Genomic DNA, 16,308 nt, shown 5'->3' on the forward strand with positions numbered 1-16,308 from the left:
CCGGGCGCGGGCGCGAAGTTCAACCATGTTGCCGAACAACAGCAGGGGCCGGATCAGAGATTGCGCAGGATCGCGGCAAGCTCGGGTTCGTCAACGCGACTGGCGGCCTGTTCGGGGCTGAGCCACAGGCGGGCCCGTTCATCCGCTTCGGGATAGCTGTCGGAAAGCTCGGGGGCATCGACCTGATAAAGCTCGACCCGGACCGGGGCGGAATATCCACCGTCAAGTTGCTTGTCGTAATGGTAGTGGCCGATATGGACGGGCGCGGATTTGGGCGGCTGCACACCGGCCTCTTCCCATGCTTCCTGCAATGCGGCCTCATATGCGGCCATCCCTTCGATGGGCCATCCCTTCGGGACGATCCAGCGCCCGGTGTCGCGGCTCGTGATCATGAGAACCTCGGTCTGGCCGTTCTCACCCTTGCGCAGACAAAGGGCCGCCACCTGCAATTCCGGCGGGCGGCGCAGGAGGGGGGCAACAACTTCGGTCAAGGCACGTCTTAATCCATCGTTCATAGCGTCTGGGTCCGTTCGGCTGCTCTTTTTCTTTATTATTGAGGTAACTTAGGGCGTCACGCGGCAGATTTCAAACCGATGGCTCGGGACGCAGCACAGATTGGCCTATCACCGCTTCGTTCTGAGCGTCGGATCGGCCTGCGTGGGGTCCTCGGGCCAAGGGTGTTTGGGGTAGCGTCCGCGCATGTCGCGGCGGACATCGGCGTAGGACGATGCCCAGAAGCCGGGCAGGTCCATTGTCGTCTGCACCGGCCGCCCTGCGGGCGACAGCAGCGTCACGCGCAGCGGTGTGCCGCCCACGCTGGGATGGGTGGTCTGGCCGAACATCTCTTGCAGGCGGAGCGAAATTTCGGGGTGTTCGCCCGAATAGTCGATGGGGATATCGCGCCCCAGCGGCGTGGTGAAGGCGGCGGGCACGGCCCGGTCAAGCGCCCGCATCGCGTTCCAGTCGAGCATGGCGCGCAGCGCCGGCAGCATATCGAACCGCTTCCAGTCCTGCGCGGTGCGGATGCCCGCAAGATGCGGCAAGAGCCAGTGTTCGAGCGTGTCCATCAGGGCGGTCTCGGACATGTCGGGCAGGTCGAGCCCGGAGGACCGCGCCAGTGTGACGCGCGCGACGAAGCGTCGGGGCGCGTCCGACCATGCAAGACCGAGTTCGCGCACACCATCGAGCATGGCGCGCGCAAGGGCATCGGGGGGCGCGTCCTTCCAGATGCGATCATCGAGGACGAGCGCGACGAAGCATTCCTGCCGCCGGGCGGTGACGCGCCTTTCGCGGCTGTCCCACCGGCAGATGTCATGCCACGAGATTTCACCCGCAAAAAGATCGCGCAGGTCGCTTTCGGACAGGGCGACCGCTGCGCGAATACGGGCCTCGCGCCGGTCGCCATCGAGATCGGTGGCGACGAGCAGGCGGGTTGCGGCGAGTGTGTCGTCCTCGGGCAGCACGGCCCCCTTGCCGCCCGAGAGCACGTAGCGGGGGACATCGCCGGGCCGGCGCAGGCCGACGCGGTCGGGATAGGCGAGTGCGACCATCTGGGCCGCGCTGAGGGCGGGGGCGGCAGGGGTGCGCCCCGCCGCCCGGGCAAGGCGACCGGCCTCGGTGCGGACACGCGCAAGGGCGGCGCGGTTGGGCGTAAAGGGATACCGGTTCGCAAAGCCCTTGGGATCCTCAAGCGCGGCAAGCCTCAGGGTCAGGTCCACGGGTGCGCCTCGCGGTAGCGGATCGCGGTCAGCCATGAGCGCGGCGAGCGGGGCAGCATCACGTCCGGCGATGGTCAGCATATGTCCAAGGCGCGGATGCAGCGGCAGCGCCGCCAGTGCGCGGCCGTGTTCGGTGATCAGGCCACCGGGATCGAGCGCGCCGAGCAATCTCAGGAGCGATTGAGCTTCGGAGAAGCTTTTGGCGTTGGGCTGGGTGAGAAAGGGCATGTCAGCCGGGGATGCCCCCCAGAGCGCGAGGTCGAGGGCGAGACCGGCAAGGTCCGCGGCCTCGATCTCGGCGGGTGGGAAGGCGGCGAGCGCGCCCTCTTCGCCGCGCGTCCAGAGCCGGTAGGCCGCCCCCGGCGCAACGCGGCCCGCCCGGCCCGCCCGCTGGGTCGCCTCGGCGCGGGTGACGCGCTCGGTCACGAGGCGGGACATGCCTGAGCCGGGATCGAAGCGGGCGCGCCGGGCGCGACCCGCGTCGATCACCACGCGGATATCCTCGATGGTGAGCGAGGTTTCGGCGATGGCTGTGGCCAGCACGATCTTGCGACCCGAGGGCGCGGGGGCGATCGCCGCGCGCTGATCCGCGAAGGGCATCGCCCCGTAAAGCGGGCGCAGGTGGCAGTCCGGTGGCAGGCGTCCCTTCAAAAGCGCCTCGGTGCGGCGGATTTCCCCCTCACCCGGCAGAAAGACGAGCGCGCCACCCCGCGTTTCGGTCAATGCGGTCAGGACAAGCTCGGCCGTGGCCTCTTCGATCCGGACGCGTGGCCCGAGTGGCCGGTCGCGCCAGTGGATGTCTACCGGGTATGTGCGCCCTTCGGAGGTGACAACCGGCGCGCCGCCCATCAGGTCGGCGACCGGGGCTGCGTCAAGCGTGGCGGACATGGGCAGCACGATCAGATCGTCGCGCAGCGCCTCGGCGATCTCAAGGCACAGGGCAAGCCCCAGATCGGCATTGAGAGAGCGTTCGTGAAATTCGTCAAAGAGGACGGCGCCGATGCCGGGCAGGTCCGGTTCGGACTGGATCATGCGGGTGAGGATGCCTTCGGTCACGACCTCGATCCGTGTGGCGGCGGAGGTCACGCGTTCGCCCCGAATGCGGTAGCCCACGGTTTCGCCCGTCCGCTCGCCCAGCGTTTCGGCCATCCGCTCGGCTGCGGCGCGGGCGGCGAGGCGGCGCGGCTCAAGCATGAGGATGCGCCCTTCGGTCAGGCCCGCATCGAGCAGTGCGAGCGGCACCACGGTCGTTTTGCCTGCGCCGGGAGGGGCCTGAAGCACAGCACGGCGGTGGCGCCGCAGCGCGGCCACGAGATCGGGAATGCAGTCATGGATGGGCAGGCGTGTCATGCAGGGGTTATTGCCGGGACAGGGTGACTTTGCCATAGGAGGATTGCATTTCCATCGTTTCCGCCCGCATCAGCCCGCCGCGCGGCGCATAGGTGATCGCGAAGGGAAAGACCGTCTGACGCCTGAGTTCTTTGTCGGAAAACCCCTTGAGCCGTCGGTAGGTTCCTGAACAGGTGATCCGGCCCTGCGCCCCGGCCCGACGGTCCGTGAAGGCAAAGCCCGAGCGGCGCGCGCCGTCGAAGATGGTCGCACGAAGATCGCAGAGCCCCTCGCGCGGCTGGGTGCGCAAGGCGGAAAAGAGCGCGGTCATCGGATCGAGCGAGCCGCGCTCGTCCTTTGGGTCGAGGCGGTCGGTCTTGGAGGCGAGCGTGCCGCCGATAACGCGCGGGGTGCCCCCTTGGTAAGTCATGCGCGCCGACGATTGCCGGCGGCCCGTGTCCACATCCTCGGAATAGCGGCGCGGGGCAAGGCCAGATGCCGCGGCGCGCCCGGAGGACCGCGTGGTAAAGCGCGCGCGGGCAAGCGCCCCGGCCACGCCTGTCGACCGAAAGGATGAGGCGGCGGTGTAGTGCCCACGCGCAACGCGCCCGACGATCTGCATCTCGCCCAGCTTGAGCCCCAGAAGGCGCAGATCGAAGGTGGCGCGGGTGTCCTGTGCCTGCGCCTCGGGCGGCGTAAGGCAAAGCGCGAGGATGAGGGTCAGGGCATGTCGCATCAAGGTTCCTCTTCGAGGCTGGACAACGGCGCGGGCGCCGGGGCATGGTCCGCGCGAAATTAACAAACGGACCCGCCCATGGACATTGCACAACTGAGCGAGCGGATTGTCAAAGGGGACCGGCGTGCGCTGGCCCGTGCCATCACGTTGATCGAGAGCCGCAGGCCGGATCACCGCGAGACGGCGACCGAACTTCTGGACAGTCTGCGCGGCACAGGGCGTCAGGCGATGCGCGTCGGGCTTTCGGGCACGCCCGGTGTGGGAAAATCGACCTTCATCGAAGGGTTCGGCATGTATCTGACCGGGCAGGGCCTCAAGGTGGCGGTGCTGGCGGTCGATCCGTCGAGCGCGCGCTCGGGCGGGTCGATCCTTGGGGATAAAACGCGGATGGAGCGGCTGAGCCGGGATCCCCGCGCGTTCATCCGCCCCTCGCCCAGCCAGAGCCAGTTGGGCGGTGTGGCCCGGCGCACGCGCGAAGCGGTGAGCCTGTGCGAGGCGGCGGGGTTCGACGTGGTGCTGATCGAGACCGTGGGGGTGGGTCAGTCGGAAACCATGGTGGCCGAGATGGCCGATCTGTTCGTGCTCTTGCTCGCGCCGGCGGGCGGGGACGAGTTGCAGGGCGTGAAGCGCGGGATCATGGAGATCGCCGACATGATCCTCATCAACAAGGCCGATGGCGATCTGAAAGCCGCCGCCGTGCGCACCTGTGCCGACTATGCCGGGGCGCTGCGCCTGTTGCGCAAGCGACCGCAGGACCCCAAGGGGTTTCCCAAGGCGATGACGGTCTCGGCGCTCGAGGAGGACGGGTTCGAACCGGCGTGGCACGAGATGCAGGCCCTGACCGACTGGCGCCGCGAGAACGGATTCTTCGATGCCCGCCGGGCCGAGCAGGCGCGCTACTGGTTCGGGGAGGAAGTGCGCCACGCGCTTCTGGCGCAGCTTGAAACCGGCGCGGCGCGGGCCGAAATGGCGCGGCTGGCCGAAGCGGTGGCCGAGGGTGAGATCGCCATCGGCCTCGCCGCCCGCGAGATGGTGGAGACGCTCGGACGAGAGTGAACCGCGCGGACCGGGGCGGCGCTGAGCAGGCTTTGATGGCCGGTGTGACGGGAGGCAGGTTCTGAGCCCGGTTCGGACCCGAATGCAAAGCGTAGCGTTTGTGGCTGTGGGGGGAGGGGGTGATAGGTGCATTCGCGAGCTGATAAATATTAGGAGCAGAAAGCCGACCCTCGTAGACCGATCACAAAGAGAGCCCCATCGGGACATTTTGTTGGTTGTTGAGTTGATGGAATGTGTTTGCGCGATACAATCCAACGCGGCGCACAGTAGTCTAGTTCGCCAAGTGTTCTGTCTTTAGTCTGATGAGTGAAGCCCGAGTGGTCTGTCAGCCGAGTTGGCTTCACATGGTCGATTTTTGAACCAAAAAATGAACCGGGGCGGCTAAAGCGTTTCACGAAAAACTGTGAGTCAGGCTTTTCGTGAAACGCTTTAGATGACGGTCAGATAGAAGAATTGGTAGCGAGATGATCTGAATTGGAATGATCCATGCGGGGTCGCTACTCGCGTGCTGTGCAATGGTCAGGATCGCTAGTCTATGCGTTGCGTTGTCGCTTTGTGACTGACTATCTTGGACCGATAATTTCCGTCAGGAACACCGAACGCGCTAGACGGCGCTACAGTCAGCACGCCCGCAGATGGACAACCTCCTGCGGACGCGCCATAACATCAAGCCAGACGAGGTTAGTTTTGGAGCTTGGAGGTCAACTCGGCCTGCAGATCGGGATCAGCCTGCGCGAGCTCCACGATTTCGATATAGCGATCAACCTCGATATCCGGAGCGTCTTCGACGGCCTGCGTCATCTTGGTCTGCGCCTCTTTGATCAGCGCCTGCTTTTCGGCTTCGTCCGAAACGGTCTGCAGTCGGCTGTTGTAGTCCTGTTCGATGGCGAGGACATTTTCAAAAGCGATGACGAAAGCATCAAGCTCTGACTCCGAAACCTCAGCTTGTGTGCTGCTTTGCTGAGCCATGGCGGGCATCGTGGTAACAGGTGCGCCTGCAATCATCAGGGCGGCGATAGCGGTGGTGACCGTCTTGGCCTTGAGCATTTCAATAATCTCCTTCAACGTTGCGTTCGACAGACAACCTAATCGCCCTGAATATGGACACAAATCGACCGTGCGGGAATTTGCCGACGCGAACATAGAGACCTACGCGAACGGTTCGCGGAAATCCGCCACTGCACCCTCGGCGCGCATGAAACCGTGTTGAACATCCGAAGGGCGACGATACTTTCGGTTCCATGATCACTGCACCCAGCCCTATCGGCGCAGTCTGCGCCGTGGCCCCGCCCCGCACCGTGATAGACGGTTTTTCATTTCGTCGACTTCGCGGTCACGTCAGGGACATGCTCTTCGGCCTTGTGCTGTCTCTCTTCGCGACGGTGATCGTCTATGCCGATGAGATGCCCCAAGGCTGGGTGCCAGAGGTGCTGACGCTGCCCGGTGACGCCGAGGTGCAAATGGATCGGGCAATCGGGTCCAGCATCCGGATGTTTTCATTCAGCACCGCTGCTGATGTGAATGAACTCTTCGGAGACTGGTCTGCGGCTCTTGAGAATCACGGCTATAATATCCGTCCACAACAGGCCGATCTCGAAGAAACGGCGATCGAGTTCTCGGGACGAAACATCCTGAATGCCAAGATCGCGACCGAGGTCGCGAGTGACGGTGACCGCGTGGTGATCACCTTTGATGCAACGCTTGAGTAGCTGACTGGCCGGATCGCGAATTCGTTGATGCGTTGAACGAACCGGTATTTTATTGCCGATCAATTTACCAGTAGCGGCACCTTCATGCTCAGAAACCAGCATAATAGTCGATGGTTGTTCCGCGAGCCGAAGCGCGTGCCTACCTTCATGCATATGAAAGGAGGACGTCATGTATCCACCCAATGAAGAACTGCAACGCTATCCTCGACACGGGACGGACCCTTACAATTCACCGGTTACCAGCACGTCGGGGCGCGGCGGTCTTATCACGATGCTAGTCATTGTAGTGTTCGTCGGCAGTCTGATCGCCTACAGCAGCCTGAGCGGGCCGCCGGCAGACGCTCCGCCTGCTGTCGATACTGAGGCCCCTGAAAGTATTACCGGCAGCGGCGCAACCGAGATTAACTAAGCCGTTCTCCCCGTGGTCGCGCGCCCTGTCGCTTTGTTCAAAAAGGGCACGCGACCATCACTTCGTAGATGCAGTCACCTTTGTAGCAAACACACGAGCGGATCAGTGGAATCTGACGTCAGCTTTGTCCGCACAGCTGACGCTGTGGCGTGTCGCGGGGAATGACGGGTCGCCCTTATCCGACCGGTTGATGCGCGCATCGCGCCGTGGACATGGCCGGAACAGAAACCCATCGGCCACATGCCCGGCCCCTTGAGCGCAAAGCGGCGTGACAGGCGCGCGGGCTTGCGCTAGGAGTATGTCCAGACATGCAAGGAGGGTGCGCGATGTACAGAGGGATCTCGAACAGCTTTAGCTGAGACACCCGGAGTCCGTCTGATGGCCGGGTGATTTCACACCGCTGCCACCGCATCGCATTTTCCCTGAGTAATCGCCCGTGAAAGGCGTTCGACATGTCCCCGCTTTATCGTTTCTTCGAATCCCTCATCAATCCTTTTGCGACCTTTGCTGCGCGCACACCGCCGGATAGCCTCTGGGCCTATCTGCGCACGCAATATGCGCCGTTTCGTAAATGGATGGTGGCGCTTGCCGCCTCCGGCGTGCTTGTGGCGCTGATTGAGACCGGGCTCATTTTCTATTCCGGCCGGGTCATCGACCTGATCAGCGAGGGCCGGCCCGAAACCTTCTGGAGCCGGCATGGCGCCGAGCTTTTGCTGGCCGGGCTGTTCATCCTGCTTCTGCGGCCGGTGTTCATTGTCCTCAATCACCTGCTGCTCGAGCAGATGCTGGCTTCGAACATGCAAGAGCAGGTGCGCTGGCGGGCGCATAAGCACTTGCTGGGCCAATCCTCGGGGTTCTTTCAGAACGAGTTCGCCGGGCGGCTCACCAACCGGGTGATGCAGGTGGGCGAGGCCGTCGAGGACGGCACCTATATGGCGTTCGAGGGTATCTGGTATGCCCTGACCTATGTGCTGAGCGCGGCGGTCATTCTGGGCGGGGTCGATCCTGTGCTGGCGCTGCCGCTTTTGGGGTGGGTCGTGCTCTATTCCGGCTATGTGCGCTATGTCGCGCGGCGGGTCGGGATCGCGTCGGAAAAATGGTCGGATGCGCGGTCAATGGTGACGGCGCGGATCGTGGATGCCTATGCCAATATCGAGACCATCAAGCTTTTCGCGCGGGACGGGGCCGAGGAACGCTATGTTCTGAGCGCGATGCGGCGGCTGCGGCTGAGGTTTCAGCGGTTCCTGCGGCTGATGACCGAGCTGACGCTTGGGCTGAACCTGATCAACGGGGTGCTGATCCTGGGGGTGCTGGGCCCGGCGCTGTGGCTGTGGTCAACGGGTGCGATCACGGTGGGCGAGGTCTCGGCGGCGGCGGCGCTGACGATCCGGCTGAACGGGATGAGCGGCTGGATCATGTGGGTCGTGATCCGCCTCTTTGAGCATGCGGGCGTCATCCGCGAGGCGCTTCGGTCGCTTTCGGTGCCGCATGCGGTGGTGGATGCCGAGGATGCCCGGCCCCTGCAGGTGCGGGACACGGCCATCGCGTTTGAGGGGGTGACGCATCACTACGGCAAGGGGCATGGCGGTCTGGACGATGTCACCCTGCGGATCGCGCCGGGCGAGAAGGTCGGCCTTGTGGGCCGGTCAGGCGCCGGTAAATCGAGCCTTGTCAATCTTCTCTTGCGGTTCCGCGACGCCGAGGCCGGGCGGATCGAGATCGACGGGCAGGATGTGAGCCGCGTCACTCAAAGTTCGCTCAGGCAGGCGATCGGGATGGTCAGTCAGGACAGCTCGCTTCTGCATCGGTCGATCCGGGCGAACATCCTGATCGGCAACCCGGATGCGGGCGACGACGCGATGATCGCCGCCGCGCGCCGGGCCGAGGCCGACACGTTCATCCGCGAACTGGCCGATGCGGAGGGACGCCGGGGGTATGCCGCCCATGTGGGCGAACGGGGTGTCAAGCTTTCGGGGGGTCAGCGTCAGCGTATCGCGATCGCGCGGGTGATCCTGAAGGATGCGCCGATCCTTGTGCTGGATGAAGCGACGAGCGCGCTTGACAGCGAGGTCGAGGCCGCCATTCAGGGCACGCTTTTCGGACTGATGGAGGGCAAGACCGTGATCGCCATTGCGCACCGTCTGTCGACCATCGCGCAGATGGACCGGATCGTTGTTCTGGATCGGGGCCGGACCGTCGAAGAGGGCACGCATGACGCGCTGCTGGCACGGGGCGGGGTATATGCGGGGCTCTGGGCGCGGCAATCGGGCGGGTTCCTTGGCGCTGGCGATGGGTGATGCAGGGAGGGGGCGCTGCCCCCTCGGCCTGCGGCCTCACCCCCGGGATATTTCCGGCAAGAAGAAAGACGCGCGTAACTGCAAGAAGCGGGGGAGGCGGGTCTTGACGGGGCGGGCGATTCCGCCTAATAACCCGCAACGGATTTAAGGGCGCTGCCTGTGGCGGTGCCCGTTTCATTTCCCGGCAGGCCCCGGCCTGCATGGACTAGCTACGAGGATGACCCCATGTCGCGCCGCTGCGAACTAACCGGAAAAGGCCCGATGGTTGGCAATAATTCCAGCCATGCCAACAACAAGACCAAGCGTCGGTATCTGCCGAACCTGAATGATGTGACGTTGCAGTCGGAATCGCTGAAGCGCGGCATCAAGCTGCGGATCTCGGCGCATGCGCTGCGCTCTGTCGATCACCGTGGCGGGCTTGACGCCTATCTCGCCAAGGCGAAGGACACCGACCTGTCGGCTGCCGCCCTGAAGGTGAAGAAAGAAATCGCCAAGGCGCTGACCGCCGAGGCGTAAGCCACAGCGACCCTATCGGTATTGAGACCTCGCCCCATTGGGCGGGGTCTTTGCATTTTGGGGGGCAGCATGGCGGGACACTGCACCTTGCGCCCGGGCGCGGCTTGAAGTGTGAGGGGTGGGGTCGCTCGGGATGAGCCGATGCTGTGGTTTGCGGGCTAAGACCCTTAACCGACAGTTGCCCCGGTTGCCGCGCAGACCAAAGGCGCGCAATCGCCGAGACCGGGCCGCCGCGATTGGCCTCAGCGGTGGTCGGGCGGGATCCAGTCTTGGGCCGGTCTGTTCCAGAAGCGATTCGGATTGTCCTCGTCCATGCCGCGAATATGCAGCGTGCGCAGGCAGTCGGACACATGGATCACGGGTTCTTCGTAGGGGTGCGCGGCATAGATCGCCTCGATGCAGCGGCGCGCGAGTGCCGTATCCTCGGGCAGGAAAACGGCAAGCTCGGTGCAGGGCACCTCGACCGTTTCAGCCGTGGCGCTGTTGCGGCCCGTGCCGAGCGAGCGGAAGCGTTGCCGACCGGGTGCCGTGACGTAGGTAACGCGATCATAATCACCATGCTTGAGCGGGCAGACCGACAGGATCGCGGCGGTCACCTCGTCGAGGTGGGCCTCGGGTATCTGCACGGCAAGGCGCAGGCCGCGCTCGGTCTCGTACCTGGGCGAGGCGGGGAGGGTGCGGGTCATGGGCGGAGTCCTTGTTGTTGCCGCCTGACCCTAGCGCCGCGCGGGCGGATTGTGCAGGCGATCGCTTCGCTGTGAGCCGAACTGTGGTGAGGTGGGCAGAAGCCCCAGCCTACGCACCCAACAGGCGATCGACCCACGCCGGCACAACCTCGCTTGCCGGTCCGTAGGCGCGCTCATTGAAGTCGCGTGCGCCGCGCGACGGTTCAAGGTTGAGTTCGACCGTATGCGCGCCGAGGCGGTGGCAATGCTGGGCGTAGGCGGCGGCGGGATAGACCTGACCCGAGGTGCCGATGGAAACGAAGGTCGAGGCCGTGGCCAGGGCCGCGTCGATCACCTCGGCGCCATAGGGGATTTCCCCGAACCAGACGACATCGGGCCGGGTGGCGGCGGCGCTACAGGCCGGACAGGGGGCCTCCGCAGTCATCTCGGGCGGGGCCGTCCAGCGGTGATCGCAGGCATGGCAGAGCGCGCCGGCAAGCGTGCCGTGCATGTGCAGAACGTTGCGTGACCCCGCGCGTTTATGCAGGTCGTCGATATTCTGGGTGATGATCAGCACCTCACCGGGATAGCCGGCCTCAAGCCGGGCCAGCGCCGCATGTGCGGGGTTCGGTGTGGCGGCGGCGGCCTGCGCGCGGCGCGCATTGTAGAAGGCATGGACGAGGCCGGGGTCGCGGGCGAAGCCTTCGGGTGTGGCGACATCTTCGATCGCATGGCGGGCCCAGAGCCCGTCTTCGTCGCGAAAGGTGCCAAGCCCGCTTTCGGCCGAGATGCCTGCGCCGGTGAGGATGACGATATTGCCCTGTCCCATGTCGCGCCCCCGAAAATCGCTGCTGCAACGTATAGCATAAGGCGCTGTGCGATATGCGCAAACGCCCGGCTCACCTTTTTGGTTGGGGATGCGTGTTGGCGGACGGAGCTTCGGGTTTTCTGAAACTGTGCTTCCGCACGCGAAAAATGACTGTGCGCAAGTCGGCAGAGGGGTTGCCCATCACAGGCCGAGAGGCCCATTCCTCTGGGTGAGGAGAATGCCGATGACAGTGACCTATCTCAAGCATGCGGATGGCAACGCGCCCGCGAGCGGGACCGACGTGGCCGACACGGTTCAGGTGATGCTCGCGCGGTTGAAGGCCGGGGGCGCTCAGGTGGCGCTCGACTATGCCCGGGAGCTGGATGGCTGGACCGCGGAGATCGTTGTCACGCGGGCCGAGATCGAGGCCGCCAAGGCCCGCGTTCCGGAGGCGCTCAGGGCTGATATAGACTGGGCGCATGGCAATATCCGTCGTTTTGCCGAGGCCCAACGCGCCACGGCGCAGGACATGGAGATCGAGCTTCGCCCCGGCCTTGTGGCGGGACAGAAGCAGATTCCGGTAAGGGCTGCGGGATGTTACGTGCCCGGGGGGCGGTATACCCATGTCGCCAGCGCGCTGATGAGCATCGCGACCGCGCAGGTTGCCGGGGTGGCCGACATCACCGCCGTCTCACCGCCAAGCGGGGGGCGGGGCATACCGGATGAAATGCTCTATGCGATGGATGTTGCGGGGGCCACACGCATCCTGTGTCTGGGGGGTGTGCAAGGCATTGCCGCCATGGCCTTTGGCCTGTTCGAGGCCCCCGAGGCGGACATCCTTGTCGGTCCGGGCAATGCCTATGTGGCCGAGGCAAAGCGACAGCTTTTCGGGCCCTTGGGGATCGACATGTTCGCAGGCCCCACCGACAGCCTTGTTCTGGCTGATGAAACGGCGGATCCAGACGTGGTTGCCATCGACCTTGTGGGACAGGCCGAACACGGCGCGACAAGCCCGGTTTGGATGGCGACGACGCACCGGCCATTGGCCGAGGCGGTGATGGCGCGTATTCCGAACCTCATCAACGAGTTACCCGAACCCAACCGAAGCGTTGCGCATACCGCCTGGGCCGATCTTGGCGAGGTTGTCCTGTGCGACACCCGCGAGACGATGGCCGCTTATGCCGATGACAAGGGGGCCGAGCACCTGCATGTGCAGGCGCGCGATCTTGTTTGGTGGCTGGACCGGTTGGCCTGTTACGGGTCGCTCTTTCTTGGAGAAGAGACCACGGTGGCGTTCGGGGACAAGGCATCTGGCCCCAATCACGTGCTACCCACCAGTGGCGCGGCACGCTATACCGGGGGTCTGTCGGTGCATAAGTTCCTCAAGACCGTGACATGGCAGCGTGTCGACGCGCGGGTTCTTCCCGACCTCGTGCGGGTCAGCGGAGAGATCAGCCGCGCCGAACGCATGGAAGGCCATGCACGGTCGGCGGATATCCGGCTTGAAAAATTCACAACGCCCGCGGTGCGGGCCGTCAACACCTGAGCGCGCCGCGTCTCAGCCAATCAGAAAGAGACAGTCTCATGAATCTCGCCAAGTTTCCCCGTGTCCGTCTGGCGCATCTGGCCACGCCGCTTGAATACATGCCGCGCCTGACCGAGGCACTGGGGGGCCCTGAAATCTGGATCAAGCGCGACGACTGCACGGGGCTTTCGACCGGGGGCAACAAGACCCGAAAGCTGGAATTCCTGATGGCCGAGGCGCAGGCGCAGGAGGCCGACCTTGTGATGACGCAAGGGGCCACGCAATCAAACCACGCGCGGCAAACGGCGGCGGCGGCGGCCAAGCTTGGCATGGAGTGTCATATCCTGCTTGAGGACCGGACCGGCTATAATCACGAGAACTACAAGTATAACGGTAATGTCCTTCTGGATCACCTGCATGGTGCGACGATGGAGCATCGCGGCCCCGACCTTGATATGAATGCCGAGATGGAAGCGGCCGCCGAAAAGGCGCGCGCGCAGGGGCGCAACGTTTACACAATTCCCGGCGGCGGGTCGAATGCGACGGGCGCGCTGGGGTATGTGAACTGTGCGTTCGAGCTTTTGCATCAGTTTGTCGAGATGGAACTGAATGTGGATCACATTGTGCATGCCACCGGCAGTGCTGGCACGCAGGCAGGGCTGATCACCGGGCTTAAGGCGATGAACGCGCAGATCCCGCTTCTGGGGATCGGGGTGCGGGCACCGAAGGACAAGCAGGAGGCGAATGTCTTTGCCCTGGCCGAGAAGACCGCCGAAAAGCTTGGCTGTCCGGGTGTCGTCACGCGCGAGGATGTGGTGGCCAACACCGATTATGTCGGACCGGGCTATGGCATGCCCGCCGAAGATACGCTTGAGGCGATTGATATTTTTGCGAGGACCGAGGCGATCCTGCTTGATCCGGTCTATTCGGCCAAGGGGGCCGCGGGCCTCATCGACCTCATTCGCAAGGGGCAGTTCAAGAAGGGTGAGCGTATCGTCTTTCTGCATACCGGGGGCGCGATCGGCCTTACGGGCTATACGCATTGTTTTGACGTTCCGAAATGAGACCGGTGGGCATCCTTGGCGGGATGGGGCCTGAGGCCACCATCCTGCTGATGCAGAAGGTTCTGGAGGCCGTGCCGGCACGGGATGACGCGGATCACATACCGTTGATCGTGCATCAGAACCCACAAGTGCCGAGCCGGATTTCCGCGCTGATCGACGGGGCGGGCGACGATCCCGGCCCGGTGCTAGAGCGAATGACGCACGATCTAGAGCGCGCCGGGGCTCAAGCGCTGGCGATGCCGTGCAACACCGCGCATCATTATGCGGGGGCCGTGCGTGCGGCGAGCGATCTGCCGTTTCTCGACATGCTGGCGCTGACCACTGCCGCGCTGAGTGCGAAGGGCGCGCGACGGATCGGAATGCTTGCCTCGCCGGCGGTGCGGCAGGTGGGGATCTTTGCCCCGCATTTTGAGAGCGCGGGGCTTGTGCCGGTATGGACACAAGACGAGGCCGAGATGCTGGCCATTATCCGCAGCGTAAAGGCGGGCGCGCAGACCGGTCCGCTTGAGCCGCGGCTTGCGGCGCTGGCGCAGGGAATGCTGCGCGACGGCGCGGATCATCTGCTTGTGGCCTGCACCGAGCTATCACTTCTGACACAGGCGCTTGGCCCGGCGGAAGGCTGGACCGACAGCCTGGATTGCCTTGTGACGGGGATCACGGTCTTTGCGCGGGGCGATGACGAGGCGGCGCTTTCTTGAAAAGAAAGCGGTGCGAAATCTTTTCAGGATTTCAGGCTGTGGGTCACACGTGCTGTCCGCCGTTCACCTCGATCTCGGTCCCCGAGACGTAGGCGCTGGCGTCGGCGCAAAGAAAATAGATGACATCGGCCACTTCGGAGGGTTGTCCGAGGCGGCGCAGAGGCAGGCCCTCGACGATCTTGTCGGTGCCGTCGCTGAGGATCGAGGTTTCGACCTCGCCCGGGGCGATGGCATTGACGCGCACGCCCAAGGGGCCGAAATCATGCGCCATTTCGCGGGTGAGGGCGGCCAGCGCGGCCTTGGAGGTGGCATAGGCCGCACCGGCGAAAGGATGCACCCGCGCGCCCGCGATGGAGGTGACGTTCACCACCGCGCCACGCGCTGCCGCCAGTTCCTCCTTGAGCCCCCGCGCGAGGACGACGGAGGCGAAGAAGTTGACGTGGAACACATGTCCCCATGTGCGCAGGTCGGTGTCGAGCGTGTTGAGCCGCCCGCCATCGTCTGATTTGGGTGATATGCCCGCGTTGTTGACCAGCGCGTGCAGCCGCCCGCCATCCAGCCGTGCGCGTATGTCTTCGACCGCCGCGATGGTCGCCTCGGGGTCGCTCAGGTCAAGCTGAATGTGGTTGCGCTCGCCGCCGGGCCACGGGCAGTCGGACGAGAACGGCTGCCGTGAACAGGTGAGCACGCGCCACCCTTCGGCCGCGAACTTGCGTACCGTGGCATGGCCGATGCCGCGACTGGCACCAGTCAGGAGCAGCGTCTTCTGGTCCGGGGTGTCAGGCATGGCAGGTCCGATCTGTTGGCTGGCGCTTGACGGGAATGTAGCGGGCCGCAGGGTTTCGGCAATCGCAATCACGCTGGCCTGTCGGAACGACCCGCCTTATCGCGTCGGCACCGGCTCGTCTCCGCGATAGTCGTAGAACCCGCGCCCCGTTTTGCGGCCAAGCCAGCCGGCCTCGACATATTTCGTCAGGAGGGGGCAGGGGCGATACTTGGTGTCGGCCAGCCCGTCATGCAGCACGTTCATGATCGCAAGGCAGGTGTCGAGCCCGATGAAATCGGCCAGTTCGAGCGGCCCCATCGGGTGATTGGTGCCAAGCTTCATCGCCTTGTCGATGGACGAGACATTGCCGACGCCTTCGTAGAGCGTATAGACCGCCTCGTTGATCATGGGCATAAGAATGCGGTTCACGATGAACGCCGGGAAATCTTCGGCAGAGGCGGCGGTCTTGCCAAGCTTCTGAACGACTTCGTGACAGGCGTCGAAGGTTTCCTTGTCGGTGGCGATGCCCCGGATAAGCTCAACCAAGCTCATTACCGGGACCGGGTTCATGAAGTGAAACCCCATGAATTTCTCGGGCCGGTCGGTCCGGCTCGCCAGCCGGGTGATCGATATGGACGAGGTGTTGGAGGTCAGAATCGTATGGTCGGCCAGATGCGGCACGAGATCCTCGAAGATCGCCTGCTTGAGGGTCTCTTTTTCGGTCGCGGCCTCGATCACCAGATCGGATTTGCCCAGATCGGCAAGCGTGAGGGTGGTCGAGATACGCGCGAGTGCCGCGTCACGGTCGCTTTGCTCGGCTTTGCCGCGGCTCACCTGCCTGTCCATATTGGCGGTGATCGTCTCGATGGCGCGGTCTAGCGCCTCCTGGCTGATATCGGTCATCAGCACGTCATAGCCGGCCAGTGCCATGACATGAGCAATGCCGTTGCCCATCTGGCCCGCGCCTACGACGCCTATTTTCCGGATGTCCATACTGCTGCGCTCCGCGTTC

The 16,308-nt window shown here is 64.2% G+C and carries 15 protein-coding genes; 7 read left to right on the forward strand and 8 right to left on the reverse strand.

The window, feature by feature from the left end; genetic code table 11:
• Positions 1 to 53: 53 nt before the first annotated feature.
• From V8359_RS00470 to V8359_RS00480, 3 genes are all read right to left on the reverse strand, one after another.
• Positions 54 to 491 (reverse strand): NUDIX hydrolase, encoded by a 438-nt coding sequence (locus V8359_RS00470; protein ID WP_336426730.1) that lies wholly within the window; start codon positions 489 to 491, stop codon positions 54 to 56.
• A gap of 132 nt (positions 492 to 623) precedes the next feature.
• Positions 624 to 3,068: an ATP-dependent helicase HrpB gene (gene hrpB / locus V8359_RS00475; protein ID WP_336426731.1), complete on the reverse strand. Its 2,445-nt coding sequence runs from the start codon at positions 3,066 to 3,068 to the stop codon at positions 624 to 626.
• Positions 3,069 to 3,075: 7 nt separating this feature from the next.
• Positions 3,076 to 3,783: a DUF3108 domain-containing protein gene (locus V8359_RS00480; protein WP_336426732.1), complete on the reverse strand. Its 708-nt coding sequence runs from the start codon at positions 3,781 to 3,783 to the stop codon at positions 3,076 to 3,078.
• 78 nt (positions 3,784 to 3,861) lie between these two features.
• On the opposite strand from V8359_RS00480, the gene meaB reads away from it, so the two are divergent.
• A complete protein-coding gene (gene meaB / locus V8359_RS00485; protein WP_336426733.1) occupies positions 3,862 to 4,839 on the forward strand; it encodes a methylmalonyl Co-A mutase-associated GTPase MeaB in 978 nt (325 codons plus the stop codon).
• 681 nt (positions 4,840 to 5,520) lie between these two features.
• Here the strand turns inward: meaB and V8359_RS00490 are convergent.
• The gene (locus V8359_RS00490; RefSeq protein WP_336426734.1) at positions 5,521 to 5,886 is read right to left on the reverse strand and encodes a DUF4168 domain-containing protein; all 366 of its coding nucleotides are present in this window, start codon (positions 5,884 to 5,886) and stop codon (positions 5,521 to 5,523) included.
• A 194-nt stretch (positions 5,887 to 6,080) separates the two neighbouring features.
• Between V8359_RS00490 and V8359_RS00495 the strand changes: the two genes are divergently transcribed.
• The 3 genes from V8359_RS00495 (at position 6,081) to rpmB (ending at position 9,770) form a co-directional block, all read left to right on the forward strand.
• Positions 6,081 to 6,548 (forward strand): hypothetical protein, encoded by a 468-nt coding sequence (locus V8359_RS00495; protein WP_336426735.1) that lies wholly within the window; start codon positions 6,081 to 6,083, stop codon positions 6,546 to 6,548.
• 861 nt (positions 6,549 to 7,409) lie between these two features.
• Positions 7,410 to 9,254 carry an ABC transporter ATP-binding protein gene (locus V8359_RS00500; protein WP_336426736.1) on the forward strand — a complete coding sequence of 615 codons (1,845 nt, stop codon included), beginning with the start codon at positions 7,410 to 7,412 and terminating at the stop codon, positions 9,252 to 9,254.
• A 225-nt stretch (positions 9,255 to 9,479) separates the two neighbouring features.
• Positions 9,480 to 9,770 (forward strand): 50S ribosomal protein L28, encoded by a 291-nt coding sequence (gene rpmB, locus V8359_RS00505; protein ID WP_336426737.1) that lies wholly within the window; start codon positions 9,480 to 9,482, stop codon positions 9,768 to 9,770.
• A 242-nt stretch (positions 9,771 to 10,012) separates the two neighbouring features.
• On the opposite strand, the gene V8359_RS00510 is transcribed toward rpmB, so the two are convergent.
• A complete protein-coding gene (locus tag V8359_RS00510; protein WP_336426738.1) occupies positions 10,013 to 10,456 on the reverse strand; it encodes a hypothetical protein in 444 nt (147 codons plus the stop codon).
• Positions 10,457 to 10,565: 109 nt separating this feature from the next.
• Positions 10,566 to 11,264: an NAD-dependent deacylase gene (locus V8359_RS00515; protein ID WP_336426739.1), complete on the reverse strand. Its 699-nt coding sequence runs from the start codon at positions 11,262 to 11,264 to the stop codon at positions 10,566 to 10,568.
• Positions 11,265 to 11,487: 223 nt separating this feature from the next.
• On the opposite strand from V8359_RS00515, the gene hisD reads away from it, so the two are divergent.
• The 3 genes from hisD to V8359_RS00530 are packed head-to-tail and all read left to right on the forward strand — an operon-like array spanning position 11,488 to position 14,530.
• Entirely contained in the window at positions 11,488 to 12,789 is a 1,302-nt protein-coding gene (hisD, locus tag V8359_RS00520) for a histidinol dehydrogenase (RefSeq protein WP_336426740.1), read from the forward strand.
• A 38-nt stretch (positions 12,790 to 12,827) separates the two neighbouring features.
• Positions 12,828 to 13,832: a D-cysteine desulfhydrase gene (locus V8359_RS00525; RefSeq protein ID WP_336426741.1), complete on the forward strand. Its 1,005-nt coding sequence runs from the start codon at positions 12,828 to 12,830 to the stop codon at positions 13,830 to 13,832.
• Complete coding sequence (locus tag V8359_RS00530) at positions 13,829 to 14,530, forward strand: aspartate/glutamate racemase family protein (RefSeq protein WP_336426742.1); 702 nt, start codon at positions 13,829 to 13,831, stop codon at positions 14,528 to 14,530. The genes V8359_RS00525 and V8359_RS00530 overlap by 4 nt, the downstream gene beginning before the upstream one ends.
• Positions 14,531 to 14,573: 43 nt before the next feature.
• On the opposite strand, the gene V8359_RS00535 is transcribed toward V8359_RS00530, so the two are convergent.
• Positions 14,574 to 15,317, reverse strand: coding sequence for an SDR family NAD(P)-dependent oxidoreductase (locus V8359_RS00535; RefSeq protein WP_336426743.1), 744 nt, complete (start codon positions 15,315 to 15,317; stop codon positions 14,574 to 14,576).
• Positions 15,318 to 15,413: 96 nt separating this feature from the next.
• Entirely contained in the window at positions 15,414 to 16,289 is an 876-nt protein-coding gene (locus tag V8359_RS00540; protein WP_336426744.1) for a 3-hydroxybutyryl-CoA dehydrogenase, read from the reverse strand.
• Between the last annotated feature and the right edge of the window lie 19 nt (positions 16,290 to 16,308).

The organism is Roseovarius sp. E0-M6 (genome assembly GCF_037083845.1).
GTDB lineage: Bacteria > Pseudomonadota > Alphaproteobacteria > Rhodobacterales > Rhodobacteraceae > Roseovarius.